Here is a 13,273-nt window from a genome sequence, read left to right on the forward strand (position 1 = left end):
CTCTTTTAATTTTCATCATTTGGCTCTTCCAGAATTTTCTCAATGTCGCGGCAAGCCTCGGCGATGCTCTTCTTGATGCCGGATATCTGCCGCTGGGATAAATTACCCATCTTTTTGCCGAACAACTGACGCAGACGCTGCAAGTCGCCGATAGTGTCCTGCCACTCGGCCTTGTTGAACTGTTGCATCCGGTGTTCCGAGATATGCTTGAGATGGTCAATAACCAGGTGGCGTTCCTTGAGTAATTTCAGGCCGGCCTCGGTGATGGTATAGGTCTTGCGCCCTTCCTGATCCTCGGAACTGACCATACCGTTGTCCTGGAGTTTTTGCAGCACCGGATAAATACTGCCCGGACTGGGAGTATAAAAGCCGTGAGACCGTTCCTCCATTTCCCGGATTAAATCATATCCATGGCTGGGCTTTTCCCGCAGCATGTCCAGTAAAATAAACTTGAGGACACCCTTTTCAAAAAAGCGGTGCGCCCGCCCCGGACCGAACGACGGCCAGCCGGGGGCCATGTGCCGCCGAATGCATAATCTATGTAAAATATTCATTACGATATATCGTAACATATCGTTTTGATTTGGTCAAAATCAGACCTGCATAAACTACGTCAAAGCTGATTTACCGAATCGCCTGATCCTGTGGTCGGGATCCTGCCTAATCTACTTCCTGCACCTTCAGCAGATTAGTCGTGCCGGCAATACCTATGGGAACACCGCCGGTGACAATAATCTTATCACCTGGTTTGGCCAGTTTAAGTTTCTTGACCAGCCTTACGGCGGTCACAAACAAATCATCAACTGTTTTGGGAGTCGGTATCTGGCTGGCCTGAACTCCCCAGTTCAGAATAAGACGGCGGCAGATGTCACCGTTGGGGGAAATGGCCAGTATCGGCGCGCTGGGCCGGTACTTGGACACCCGGCCGGCTGTGGAGCCGGATGAGGTGAAGGCCACAATAGCCGCCGCCTCCAGCCGGCGCGCGGTCAGAATGGCATTGTAACTGATTAATTCCTCTGTCTGCCCGGTCAGCCAGGAATCGCGCTCCGTTATCCATAAGTCATACGGCAAAGTTTTTTCGGTTTCCAGGGCCACAGCAGCCATCATTGCTACCGCCTGAACCGGATACTTGCCGATAGAGGTCTCCGCCGAAAGCATCACCGCGTCACTGCCATCAAGAATGGCGTTGGCGACGTCGGTGACTTCAGCCCGGGTCGGCCGGGCGGCGGAGATCATGGATTCCAGCATCTGAGTGGCGGTGATCACCGGCTTACCGGCCTTGTTGGACTTATGAATAATTTCTTTCTGCACCAGCGGCAGACGCTCCAGCGGTATATCCACCCCCAGGTCACCCCGTGCCACCATGACGCCATCGGCCTCAGCCAGGATAGCGTCAAAAACCGTTACCGCCGCCCCTCGTTCAATTTTGGCGATAATGGGAATATCGGCCTTTAATTTTTTTAAAATCTGACGCACGTGCCGGATTTCCGAAGCCCGGCTGACAAACGAAAGGGCCAAATAATCCGGCCGCTGGTTCACGGCAAAGTCAAGATACTTTTTAAGCGCCTCTGTCATAAACGGTACACTGGATTTGCGACCGGGAATGGCGATGCCCCGGCCGCCGGTCAGCGCGCCGCCCACCAAAATGGTGCAAAACACATCTTCACCCTTGATTTCCCGGCATTTTAGCTGGATTGCCCCGTCGTCCAGTAGGACCAGGTCACCCGGCCTGACATCTTTGGGCAGCGCGGTCAGATTAACGGATACTTCCTTTTCAGATCCGGCGACCGTTCTGGTAGTCAAAATGATCTCTTCACCCTTTACCAGCCAGACACTGCCAGCCGCCAGCGCACCGGTACGGTACTTGGGGCCGGGTATATCTATCAGCACAGCCACCGCCGCCTTTAAACATTTTGCCTCGGCGCGTACCCGCCTGACCTGCTCTTCATGCTCATCCAGTGAACCGTGAGACAGGTTAAACCGGGCCACATTCATCCCGGCCGTTATCAGCTCCGCCAGCACTTCCGGTGCGGCGGAAGCCGGCCCGATGGTGGCAATTATCTTGGTTCGGCGGTCAATTTTCTGTTTCATATTAAAATTATCACACATGAACCGCCTTCACTCAAGATATAAAATAATATCAAGCCCCGGCATGCATTTCATGACCAAAATCAGACGGCATTGTCAGCCGTGATTCAAAGTATTAATCCAGATTGGCACTCTTGAATCGCATGCTATAATATATGTGTCAAATAGTCACTTCTGAAAAGGCAGGTCATGCTTAAAAAAGGCGATCGCATTTCCATTTCCTACCGCACCGGCAAGGATGCCAAAGGCAATTACATCATTGATACCCTGACTGACGCTGAAGTTGAAGAATATACCGGCAGTATTTTACGGGTTCGCACCTTTGAACAGGTGCCCGGGGCCCACGGTGATGAGGTGGAAATCAAGCATTTTACTTTTGACGTCAACTCTCCGGAGTTCGTTGGCGCGATACCGGAGTAAATCGCTCAATATAAACTAAAGTTTTCCCCGGCATACTGGCCGGCTAACCTGAAACAACTGAAAAATAATGATTGCCTCCCCGCCCCTCCCGTTATATAATCATATACCATTTGATTTAGAACCGGAGGAACCACCAACATGCGCTTATCTTGTCTTCAGGAAAACCTGGCTAAAGGCCTTAATATTGTCGGCCGTGCCGCGGCCAGCCGCTCAACATTGCCGATAACCACTAACGTGTTACTGGCTACCGATGAAGGCCGGCTGAAACTTTCCGCCACTAACCTGGAAATGGCCGTAACCTGCTGGCTGGGTGCCAAGGTTGAGGAAGACGGGGCCACTACCGTACCCGCCAAGCTGATGACTGAGTTTGTCGGTTCCCTGCCCAGCGACAAAGTTGACATGATTCTGACCGCCAACAAAACCCTCACCCTTAAATGCGGCCGCTTTGAAGCCCGGATGACCGGTGTAGACGCCAAAGATTTCCCGCCGGTACCGCGGGTTGAGGGCGGCGTCACCGCCAAAGTGGACGTCAGCGAATTCAAAAAAGGTGTGTCCCGCGTCGTCTTCGCCGCCGCTACCGACGAATCACGCCCGGTACTTACCGGTATTGATGCCCAGTTTGAAGGCTCCGTGCTGACACTGGCCGCCGCTGACGGTTTCCGTCTGGCGGTCTACAAAATGGCCCTTGCTGAACCGGTTGCCCAGAAGGTTAAAGCCATCATCCCGTCCAAGACTCTGGCCGAGGTGTCCCGCCTTATCGCTGACGCAGACGAAGCCATCAGCATTACCGTTGATACCCAGAAGAGCCAGATTCTCTTCAAACTTAAGAACGTTGAACTGGTTTCCCAACTTTTACAGGGTTCATTCCCGCAGTATTCCCAGATTATCCCGCAGTCTCACACCACCCGGGTGGTGCTTGACGTGCCCCAGTTCCTGCGCGCCGCCCGTGCCGCCCAGATTTTCGCCCGCGACGGCGGCGGTATCGTCCGGCTGATTATGACCCCGGGCAGCGGCAAAACGCCCGGCCGTCTTTCCATCACCGCCCGCTCTGAGGAGATCGGCGATGATCAGGCAGAACTGGACGCCGCAGTTTCCGGTGAGGAAGCCAAGATTGCCTTCAACGGCAAGTATCTGCTGGATGTACTAAGCGTGTTGACCGAGGACCAGGTCGCCTTGGAAGTTACGGGACCATCAAGCCCCGGTGTAATCCGGCCGGTGGGCACTGATAATTATATTCACGTTGTGATGCCGATGTTTGTTCAGTGGTAGGTGAAGTTAATTCCAGTGGAATGACTCCTTGAATTCTAATGTCGTTGGTACCTTTAGCATAGACCTTCACGTCCAACGCATCCAGTGCCAAGGCTTTTAATTCCGGAGTGCTCTGCTCAAGTTCATCCAGTACCCTCTGATGGAGTACAGATACTTTGATATGAGCTGTGGCTAGGCTCTCCGCATATTTTTTTGTTTTTACTAATTCTTTTAATTTAACCTCGTCATCACTACGCAGTCGTTTAAGGATATTCAATCGGTCTAAGATTTCATCTTTTTCGAATTCGCCCCATTCTATAGCTTCGAGTAGTTTATTCCTCCTCTGTTCGTAATTATTCAGAGTCCCGCCAAGTTCTTGTATCTCAGCTTCAAGCGCATCTTGATTGATTCGATCACCCAATTTGGCTAATTCATTGAGCAGAATTTTCGGATTTTTAAAGATCTCTAGCGTCTTATCCCACACTATTTTTTCCAGATCATCAGCCCGTATATATGTGGCATTACATTTTTTACCGCTATTCTCATACGGTCTGGCACTACTGCACTGGTAATAACGATACTTCTTGTTCAAACAGTGGCCGACTAAAGGCCGATTACATATTGCACAAAAAGCATGGTTTTTCAGCGGATACGGATTTTGAGGTCGACCGGTACGAATTTTTGGTTTTTCCAGCTGAGCATTAGCTTCATTGAATATTTCGTCAGTGACAATCGCTGGTGTCACATCGGGCAATAAAACCCATTTTTCCTCTGGATGGGCCACAGTATGCCCACGATCCACTCTGGTGGTCATACCAAAGTAGGTTTTACCCACAAAAGCTGGATTACGGATCATCCGCCGGATGGTTAAACTGTGCCAATGCTTGATCTGGTCGGGTGGAGAATCAGCTTTCGTGCATTTCGTTCGAATGTGACGGTTATTGAGATCACGGGCGATCGAGATTGGTGAATCTCCTGATGCAATCCTTTGGAAGATCTCCTGGACTATTCCCGCCTCAAACGGTTCAATAACCCTCTTCTTAGTCATGCGGTCGTAGGTGGTGCCATACAAGCCAACTCCTGTACCTTGCGGCAATTTCCCTTCCCGAAGCAGCTTTTTCTTAGCCCGTCCGGTATTTAATTTCATGGTTTGAACGTAAGCCTGGGCTTGAGTAGCTTTGCTTAAATATCGCTCGATACTCTCAGGATCATCTGGGTCGAGTGCCAATTTTTCCCTAGCAAAGTACACTTTAAGTCCTGATTTCACTACTTCCGCTAGTAGCGGTATGCTACCAAATATAAACCTCGTTTCACGATCAACCCTAGGAAATAGAAGGGCTTTTATAACCCCTTGCTGATACAGGGCTAAGGCTTCTCTCACAGCGGCTTCAAACTTGGTGCGCTCCCATTTAGTAGCAGATTCTTGAATCACACGCCGGTATTCGTCGGTCACTAATAACCCGAGGCCTGGCGCATTGGGGAGAATATCATCCTCCCATTGTACGTCGGGGCCATAACCCTTTAATTGATCTTCAGCACTAACCCTGACAATGACAAAAGCAGTCAAAGCCTTCTTGGCTACAAGACTAGGAGTTTCTGCTCCCTGATCCAGTTTATCATAGACGGATGGACAAGAAAGTTTATACATTTTTTCAACCCTCCCGATCTTAGTTAACTAAATTATCTTATCGTTATTTTTACATTATCTTATTTTTACTTTATTGTCAATAACTTATTTAAATGTTGACGCTGTGTCTAAATTATGATGCAATAACTATCATGGCAACATTGAAAGAGCTAAGGATCCAACGGGTTATGAGCCAGGCCGACTTATCCCGAGCCTCCGGAGTCACGGTGGCCGCTATCTGCCGGTTGGAAAGAGGCCAACGTAAACCACAATTCGTTACTATCAGGAAATTAGCCAAAGGATTGAACGTCGATCCGAATGAAATTGAATTCAACTTTGCTCAAAGAATCTAGATAATTGCCAACGGTTTTGTAATCTTCAGGGTTCCTCTTTTCCGATCTCCATTCCTGCGATTTGTTTTTGATGCTGGGGTTCATCATTGCGAGCATTTACCAGTAATTGACTCCATAGCTTCCTCCATGCCACTATTTGAGACCGGGAAACCGAGCCTGCTTGGATATTGACCTGTACCGTTATTGGCGACTTTTTTGCCTGTCCCACTTGGCATTCCTTTGTTCGCAAACAAAAGGGCACCAGAGAAATCTCTGGCGCCCTTCCTTACGTCTATCAAAGGACCAACTTGGGCTTTGCCTTCAGTTCGGATATTTATTTTATTGGGAATATCGTACCTCCGTTTTGAATGCCTGTCAACCTATAAGTAACGTCCTGGTCAATGATTATCGCATTCTATCAAATCTCATAAGTTTATGTTAACTGCCTCGTGTGCTGTCAATGCATAATGCATAGTGAAGAAATCCGGCAATCTTGCTCATCTCGTCATCAGATTTTGCTTTGTCAGGTGTGTCGGGGCATACTACACGGCAGAAAGCCGCTATCTGCAGATTCCACCGAAAAATCAGGCTATAGCTAATTGGATATATCGAAAACACTATTCCAGTACTGTAATTCACCTTATCATCAGCCCCTCACCATATCTATCTTCTATACCTATGGGATGAGACTAACCTATTGACATCCCATCCATTGGGATATAGATTGGTATTTGAGTATTTTAATGACCGACAAAAATGCCGTTGCCGTTTCCCGGCTTACCTTCAATTATGGACACTTGCGTGTCATCGATAATTTGTCGATTGACATCCCCTGTGGACAATCATTCGGATTTTTGGGGCCTAACGGTTCCGGCAAAACAACATTAATTAGATTAATGATCGGATTGCTTAAACCGAACAATGGCCGTATTGAGGTATTCAATCAACCACTTTCCAGACATCACTCGTCCTTCATTGGCTATATGCCACAATTGACATCGCTGTATCAAGAACTCTCAGTACGTCAAAATATCGAATTTTTTGCTCATATTTATGGCATGGCCGACAGATTGGCGCGTAAGAATAGGGTAGACGAAGTCATCAATTTGGTGGAACTATGGCCAAAGCGCGACACATCGGTACATCAGCTTTCAGGTGGCATGCGCCAGCGGCTATCTCTGGCTTGCGCCATTGTCCACGATCCGTCCCTCATTTTCCTTGACGAACCTACTGTGGGTCTCGATCCGGACTTGAGGGCTCATTTTTGGGAATATTTCAAAAACCTAACCGCCTTAGGGCGAACACTGATCATTTCTTCTCACACAATGGACGACGCTGCGCATTGCGACTGTCTGGCCTTCCTACGCGAAGGCAAGATTATTGCCAGCGGCCCTCCAAGCATACTGGTAGCTGCCACCGGCAACGATCGAGCCACATTAGAGGATGCTTTCCTTTATTACATCCGCAAGGGTACCGGCCATGCCTAAGTACGCCATAGCTATAGCGAGTAGAGTCATTAAACAAATTTGGCGTGATCACCGCACGCTGGGTTTAATCTTTATTGTACCAGTCGTTGTCATGACTCTTATTGGATACAGCCTTCCGGATCGTACCCTCCTCAATTCGGTGGCGCCAGCCCTCATCGCCATGATGGCCTTATTTATGAGTTTTCTACTCACAGGCATAAGTTTTCTGCGGGAACGCTCCCAGGGTACCATGGAACGCCTGATGGCCTCGCCAGTTTCACAGCTCGATATCGTCCTCGGGTATCTCCTCGGTTTCATGGTATTCGCACTTATTCAAACGCTGATCATCTTCTTTTTCACCGTGCAGGTATTTGAAGTGCCTTATCGCGGTGAGTTGTGGCAGATTCTCATCTTCCAAATCGCCATCGTTGTTGGATCAGTGACACTTGGTATTTTCACCTCTACCTTTGCCCGCAACGAGTTCCAGATGGTTCAGTTTATTCCGTTAGTTATTATGCCGCAGGTATTCCTAGGTGGTGTCCTCTGGCCAGTTGACCAGATGAACGGATTTCTCCAGAGTGTGTCCCAATTACTACCAATGACCTATGCTGTTGAGGGCCTTAGAAATATTATGCTTGCCGGTCAGTCTCTGGGCGATGTAGCCCAAGACCTGCTATACCTGATTGGATTCGCTGCATTCATGTCTGTATTGGCCGCGCTAACTATTAGACGCGGCGTGAATGCCTAACTGGCTGGAAGGTCAAAGGCGTTAAAATCTTAAACGATAGTTATTGCTAACTGCTCGTTGTTTGTACAGTGTGCCTGACAGCGGATATAATTAGCTTAACCTGCAACCGTTCTAACAAGGAGACGTTTATGGCCAAAGCATACCTGGACGTCAAAGATTTACACAAGAGCTTTGGTGATTTCAAGGCCGTCAACGGCGTCTCATTCACCATTGAAAAAGGCGAGATTTTTGGACTGCTCGGCCCCAATGGCGCGGGCAAAACCACCACCATCCGCATGCTGACTACCGTCCTGGCTGCCGACGCAGGGGAGATTCTCATCGGCGGTCATTCAGTTAAGAAGGATTCCGAGAAAGTCCGCAGCCTCATCGGAGTCTGCCCGCAGGACTTAGCCCTCTACGAAGACCTCAACGCCATCGACAACTTGGTGTTTTTCGGCCGGATGGCCGGCCTCAGCGGCCTGGCCGCCAAGTCTCAGGCAATGACCAACTTGGAACTCATGGGCTTGCAGGAACGGGCTAAAGGCAAGGTAGCCAAGTTCTCCGGCGGTATGAAGCGCCGCATCAACCTGGCTATCACCCTGATGGGTGATCCACAGATCCTCTTTCTTGACGAGCCGACCGTCGGTATCGACCCGCAGTCCCGCAATCACATCTATGAAAGCATCCTCAATCTGCAGAAACAGGGCAAGACCATTCTCTACACAACCCACTACATGGAAGAAGCCGAGCGCCTCTGCCAGCGGGTGGCCATCATGGACGGCGGTGTTATTATCGCCATAGATACGCCGCGGCACCTCAAGGCACAGATAGGAGATCCAGACAAGGTGACGCTGGAAGACGTCTTTCTTCACCTGACCGGCCGGAGTCTGAGAGACTCATAAGAATATGAAACGGGCGCTGGCGATTCTTCTCAACGAAATCAAACTGTATGTACAGGACAGGGGCGACCTTGCCTTCGGTCTGCTCCTACCAATCGTTACCTTCGCCCTCATGTATGGAGCGTTCGGCGGACAAACCACCTTCACCGGCATCTGCCGTATCGTTAATGAAGACGGCGGCGTCTATGCCCAACGACTCATCAATGATATCGATAGCGCTGACGGCGTCAGTATTTCGCTGCTGACTCGCCAGGACGCCGATGACAAGCTCGACCGTTCCGACATAACCTTCGCTCTGTACATCCCCGCCGGTTTTTCCACCGCCCTTGAGGCCGGCAATAACACCGGGCTTGTTTTTAAACAGAGAGGCAACGGTGGCACGGAAGGCCAGATACTGGCCAGTATCATCCGCGGCGCGGTGGCCGATATTGAGCAGCAATTCCTCGTCCAGCGGCAGACAACTGCCGCCCTGGCTGAGTACAATCTGTCTGGGGATCTCGTCGAACTAAGCGTGTCAGAAGTCATCGCTTTACGGGAAGCCAAGCCGGTGGTCACCGTCAACGAAACCACCACCGGCGGCAAGCCTGATTTCATCTACCAATTCCTGCCGGGGATTGTTACCATGTACGTGCTGTTCGCCCTTTCACTCAGTGCCAGGACCATCGTGGAGGAACGGCGGCGTGGCACTCTAGAACGGCTGCTGACTACCCAACTTACCGTCGGCGAGATGTTTTTCGGAAAGTATATTTCCTTTGTGGCACGCGGTTTTATCCAGACACTGCTTCTTCTGCTGCTGTCCTACGCGGTTTTCCAGATGTTCACCCCGCTTTCCTTTGTTACCGCACTGCTCATCGCTCTCATTTTTAGTGCTGCAGCCACCGCCGTGGGCATGATAATCGCCTCTATGGCGAGAACTGAAGACGGGGCAACGTGGTTCGGGGTGGTCTTCACTATGGCTATGGTCATGCTAGGCGGTACGTTCTTTGAAGTAAGCCAGGGCACCATCTTCGCCACTATAAGCAAGTTTTCCATCAATACCTACGCCAACGATGCCTTCCGCGCCGTCATTGCTGAGGGTGGTTCACTGGTGGACACCGGCTATAACCTGGTGGTATTGGCCATAGTGGCTGTGGCCGGCCTGGTACTCAGCCGGTGGCTGTTCAGAGCCGTGGGCGGGAGGAAATAGGACGGGATGAAAGCGCTCAGGCACATCTGGTTCATTGCCCTTAAGGACCTTAAAATATTCGCCAGCGACCGCGGCGCGGTGTTCTTTTTCATCATCTTCCCGCTGCTGTTCATCACGTTCTTCAATTTTCTGATGGCGGGAGTTGGTTCGGAAGACTCACGGTTAAACCTCAGGTTTGTGACCCTTGAAAAACCTGACGGCATCAGCCACCAGATACTCGTATCCATGGAAACCACCGACGAAACGACGCTGGCGCCGGGAGAACCGGTAATTATCTGGGAACGGGATTTTGAAGCTGCACAGCAGGCCGTCGATGATGGAGATATTGCTGGGTTCATCTACTTCCCAGCGGATTTCACGGCCAGGCTGCTGGCTGAAGCACCTACCAACCTGGAAATCTACGTCAACGCAGAGAACACTAACATGCGAGCCGCCCTCCACGGTATCGCCGGGGCTATCGCATCGCAGATAAATACACACCAAACAGTCATTCAGGCCAGTGTTACAGCGCTTATTAGCAGCGGCGTCCTCGCCAATGATCCAGCCGCCATCGGCATGGTGGTAGAAGAGATCATGGCTGGAATGGCTGGGAGCGCGACGACCGATACCGCGGTCATCGCCATCGAAACAGATAAAGTCGGCGAGGTGGGTACTGAAAACCCGGCCAACTGGGTGATTCCCGGCTACCTGGTGATGTTCGTCTTTTTTGCCGCCGCCCTTGCTGCCGAGATGATTGTGAAGGAACGCACCAATCATACACTTGAGCGGTTGCTTTCAACCTCGGTAAGAAAAGAGGCAATTCTTGGCGGCATCTATACCGGTACGGTCATCCGAGGTATTATCCAGATAATCATTTTCTGGACAGTCGGCATACTGGTATTCAAGGTCGACCTCGGTCTGTCACCGGGTGGAGTGATTATGCTGTCCCTATTGATGGTTGTCATGTCCTCAGCCTTTGCCGTGATGCTGGCGACGCTGGCGAAAACACAGCGCTCTGCAGGTTCGCTGGCGGTCATAACCGCGTTGGTATTGGCTCCCCTCGGCGGGTGCTGGTGGCCGTCGTTCCTCTACCCCCAATGGCTGCAAACAGTAGCGAAAATCACACCTCATGCCTGGGCGACGTCCGGCTTTAACAAGCTGATGGTCTTCGGGGCTGATTTCGGGGCGGCAGTGCCGGAAATGCTGGCATTGGTGGTATTTACCGTCATCTTTGCAGGAGTCGCCATCACCCGGTTCCGCATTAGTTCAAATTGAGTGACCACTAAGCCTGCTGCCTGGTTTGTTCGCTGATTCAATAATCTCTGTTGCTTGCATCAATCGGTGACTGACATCTTCCCACAAAAATAGCAGCCCTTGAGTTAGCATTTCATGGTAGTCTCTTTCTTGGGCAATACGACATATTCGGACTTCCTGTTTTAGATCGTGGGAATTCGCCTATTTTTTCAACAATTATTCTCCCAGAGACTTTCATTTGCAGGCATATAAAATAGGGCAAGTCTATGATATAATTTATGATATATATTACATAGCCCTTGGCAGTAACGGCTCTTTAGCAACAGTAACAGCAACGGGCGATAACCCCCAAGTTTATTGTATACGTTACCTCCCCCTTTTTGCACCAAGGGTTATCTGGCAAATATTATTGTAACGGAGTTTATGAAATGCCACCTAAACTATCACCCAAAACGGTAAAAAGAATGTTTGCCCTCCTTGCCAGCGGTCACACTCAGGCCGAGATCGCAAAGATACTAGAGATAGACCAGACTACCATCTCCAAATACCTGAAGGAGTATAAAAAACTGGTATCAGAAAAAGGCATAATCGCCGCCTCTGAAGAGTACAACATTGAGGATACGGTGGAAGACTTGTTCGAACTCAGTGCTCAGCTGAAGAAACATGACTTGACTGTGGCGGAGTCCAAGGCCGGAGTGAAGGCCACCCAGGTTTTAAAGAAACTGGGTTTCAATCCATCGGAATATCCCAAGGTTATCAATACCTGCAAATGGATGGCAAAAGAAGGCTTTGCCAGCGCCGCAATCAAATTGGCAGACATGGAAGACACAACCGGCGTAACTTATGAGCAGGTACTAACTCAATTCAGTGGAATCCAGGAAAATCTGGGGAAAACGGATGCCCTGCTCAAAACTAAGACCGCTGAGCTGGAAACGATTAAAAATGAACTGGCAGTCCTCGCATCAAAGAAAGCCGCCGCTGACGATCAGTTCGAGATCGATATGCAACAACTTGGCGTCAATATGGACCGTCTGAAGCTCGTAGAACACCTAGCAAAAGAACTCAAAGCTGCAGCCATTCCCGATAAAGACATCAAAACTGCTATCGAGCATCTTACGGCTCTCAACAAGACAGGCTTCGATCTGAACTTTTTATCGGCCATTCTGAATAAGGCGAAAGCCATCACTTTTCTCGATCACGGTAAAGGCTTACTGAAGGATCTGACAGATTACGGAGGATTACTTGAAACCCGCGCAGGGTTTAACGCTGAGATTAAAGCCATCAAAACACAACTAAGTGGCCTGGAACAACAGGCGGCATTGAAGTCAAGCTTAGAGCTTGCGGTTACCAAATTAAAGGCGGAAAAAGCCGGCCTGGAACCTCTTGTCACAGATCTGGAGGAGAAACATAAAACCTCTATCCAGCTAAAGAAGGATATTAGTGTTCTGGCGCCTGTAAAAAAGGCGTTGGAACAGCACATTGAGATGTTAAAAACGCAGTTCAATAAACTCGCGTCCGATATTCAAGACAAAGAAAGCAAGGTCGCCCACCTCTCAGAGCTCAAGAGCGAGCAAGAGAGCCTGCTTGGGGAAATCCAGAGGTTAAAAGACGCCGTTCAGCATGATCAGCATAGGTGGCAAGTTTACCAGTGGTTTCTGGGTCTGGTTCATTCAGTATCCAAAGAGGACTTGCAGAAATCCAGCAAAGAACTTCCAGCATTGGTTGAACAAATGCCGGAGAATACTTCCGCAAAAAATATTGAGGTGGGCGCCGAATATATACTTGAAACGATAACTGGTAAGCATCTGCCGGTTCTCCTCAGATGCCAAACTTGCGGAGCAGGATTTGGGGTAGAGAAACCAAATCCAAGCGGAAAATATCAATGCCCATTTGCTAAACCAATCGAGGATAACCCTCATAATGTCGTTGTTGAAAAGAACTCAATTGCCGTGCTCAAGCAGGCATTAAAGGAAACGCCGATCCCGGGAACACTGCCTCCTGGAGTAATTTGTACAAACCCCGACGAGCATAAATGACGGATATGTAA

Annotated in this window: 12 protein-coding genes; 9 read left to right on the forward strand and 3 right to left on the reverse strand. The window is 49.8% G+C overall.

Annotated features, from left to right (window positions below; all coding sequences use genetic code 11):
- Window positions 1–5 precede the first annotated feature (5 nt).
- Both V8247_RS00585 and pyk read right to left on the reverse strand, forming a co-directional pair.
- On the reverse strand, window positions 6–554 hold the full coding sequence (locus tag V8247_RS00585) for a PadR family transcriptional regulator (RefSeq protein ID WP_338737710.1): 549 nt from the start codon (window positions 552–554) through the stop codon (window positions 6–8).
- A 106-nt stretch (window positions 555–660) separates the two neighbouring features.
- A complete protein-coding gene (pyk, locus tag V8247_RS00590) occupies window positions 661–2,091 on the reverse strand; it encodes a pyruvate kinase (protein ID WP_338737712.1) in 1,431 nt (476 codons plus the stop codon).
- Between the two features lie 186 nt (window positions 2,092–2,277).
- Here pyk and V8247_RS00595 point away from each other — a divergent pair, with 186 nt between their 5' ends.
- Window positions 2,278–2,508: a hypothetical protein gene (locus V8247_RS00595; protein WP_338737714.1), complete on the forward strand. Its 231-nt coding sequence runs from the start codon at window positions 2,278–2,280 to the stop codon at window positions 2,506–2,508.
- Between the two features lie 138 nt (window positions 2,509–2,646).
- The gene (gene dnaN, locus V8247_RS00600; RefSeq protein WP_338737716.1) at window positions 2,647–3,777 is read left to right on the forward strand and encodes a DNA polymerase III subunit beta; all 1,131 of its coding nucleotides are present in this window, start codon (window positions 2,647–2,649) and stop codon (window positions 3,775–3,777) included.
- Here dnaN and V8247_RS00605 read toward each other — a convergent pair.
- Window positions 3,689–5,404, reverse strand: coding sequence for a recombinase family protein (locus V8247_RS00605; protein WP_338737718.1), 1,716 nt, complete (start codon window positions 5,402–5,404; stop codon window positions 3,689–3,691). The two genes, dnaN and V8247_RS00605, sit on opposite strands and share 89 nt — an antisense overlap.
- Window positions 5,405–5,535: 131 nt before the next feature.
- Here V8247_RS00605 and V8247_RS00610 point away from each other — a divergent pair, with 131 nt between their 5' ends.
- The 7 genes from V8247_RS00610 (at window position 5,536) to V8247_RS00640 (ending at window position 13,262) form a co-directional block, all read left to right on the forward strand.
- Entirely contained in the window at window positions 5,536–5,736 is a 201-nt protein-coding gene (locus V8247_RS00610) for a helix-turn-helix transcriptional regulator (RefSeq protein ID WP_338737720.1), read from the forward strand.
- Window positions 5,737–6,458: 722 nt separating this feature from the next.
- Window positions 6,459–7,202 (forward strand): ABC transporter ATP-binding protein, encoded by a 744-nt coding sequence (locus V8247_RS00615; RefSeq protein ID WP_338737723.1) that lies wholly within the window; start codon window positions 6,459–6,461, stop codon window positions 7,200–7,202.
- Window positions 7,195–7,929: an ABC transporter permease gene (locus V8247_RS00620; RefSeq protein WP_338737725.1), complete on the forward strand. Its 735-nt coding sequence runs from the start codon at window positions 7,195–7,197 to the stop codon at window positions 7,927–7,929. The genes V8247_RS00615 and V8247_RS00620 overlap by 8 nt, the downstream gene beginning before the upstream one ends.
- Window positions 7,930–8,057: 128 nt before the next feature.
- Window positions 8,058–8,810: an ABC transporter ATP-binding protein gene (locus V8247_RS00625; protein ID WP_338737727.1), complete on the forward strand. Its 753-nt coding sequence runs from the start codon at window positions 8,058–8,060 to the stop codon at window positions 8,808–8,810.
- Between the two features lie 4 nt (window positions 8,811–8,814).
- Entirely contained in the window at window positions 8,815–9,993 is a 1,179-nt protein-coding gene (locus tag V8247_RS00630) for an ABC transporter permease (protein ID WP_338737729.1), read from the forward strand.
- Between the two features lie 6 nt (window positions 9,994–9,999).
- Window positions 10,000–11,247: an ABC transporter permease gene (locus tag V8247_RS00635; protein WP_338737731.1), complete on the forward strand. Its 1,248-nt coding sequence runs from the start codon at window positions 10,000–10,002 to the stop codon at window positions 11,245–11,247.
- Window positions 11,248–11,654: 407 nt separating this feature from the next.
- A complete protein-coding gene (locus tag V8247_RS00640; protein WP_338737733.1) occupies window positions 11,655–13,262 on the forward strand; it encodes a hypothetical protein in 1,608 nt (535 codons plus the stop codon).
- Window positions 13,263–13,273: the final 11 nt, after the last annotated feature.

It is taken from the genome of Dehalogenimonas sp. W (assembly GCF_037094495.1).
Lineage (GTDB): Bacteria > Chloroflexota > Dehalococcoidia > Dehalococcoidales > Dehalococcoidaceae > Dehalogenimonas > Dehalogenimonas loeffleri.

Bases quoted from the DNA above. Each gene is read 5' to 3' on its own strand.
- V8247_RS00585 (WP_338737710.1), bottom strand. From the start codon at position 554: ATGAATATTTTACATAGATTATGCATTCGGCGGCACATGGCCCCCGGC.
- pyk (WP_338737712.1), bottom strand. From the start codon at position 2,091: ATGAAACAGAAAATTGACCGCCGAACCAAGATAATTGCCACCATCGGG.
- V8247_RS00595 (WP_338737714.1), top strand. From the start codon at position 2,278: ATGCTTAAAAAAGGCGATCGCATTTCCATTTCCTACCGCACCGGCAAG.
- dnaN (WP_338737716.1), top strand. From the start codon at position 2,647: ATGCGCTTATCTTGTCTTCAGGAAAACCTGGCTAAAGGCCTTAATATT.
- V8247_RS00605 (WP_338737718.1), bottom strand. From the start codon at position 5,404: ATGTATAAACTTTCTTGTCCATCCGTCTATGATAAACTGGATCAGGGA.
- V8247_RS00610 (WP_338737720.1), top strand. From the start codon at position 5,536: ATGGCAACATTGAAAGAGCTAAGGATCCAACGGGTTATGAGCCAGGCC.
- V8247_RS00615 (WP_338737723.1), top strand. From the start codon at position 6,459: ATGACCGACAAAAATGCCGTTGCCGTTTCCCGGCTTACCTTCAATTAT.
- V8247_RS00620 (WP_338737725.1), top strand. From the start codon at position 7,195: ATGCCTAAGTACGCCATAGCTATAGCGAGTAGAGTCATTAAACAAATT.
- V8247_RS00625 (WP_338737727.1), top strand. From the start codon at position 8,058: ATGGCCAAAGCATACCTGGACGTCAAAGATTTACACAAGAGCTTTGGT.
- V8247_RS00630 (WP_338737729.1), top strand. From the start codon at position 8,815: ATGAAACGGGCGCTGGCGATTCTTCTCAACGAAATCAAACTGTATGTA.
- V8247_RS00635 (WP_338737731.1), top strand. From the start codon at position 10,000: ATGAAAGCGCTCAGGCACATCTGGTTCATTGCCCTTAAGGACCTTAAA.
- V8247_RS00640 (WP_338737733.1), top strand. From the start codon at position 11,655: ATGCCACCTAAACTATCACCCAAAACGGTAAAAAGAATGTTTGCCCTC.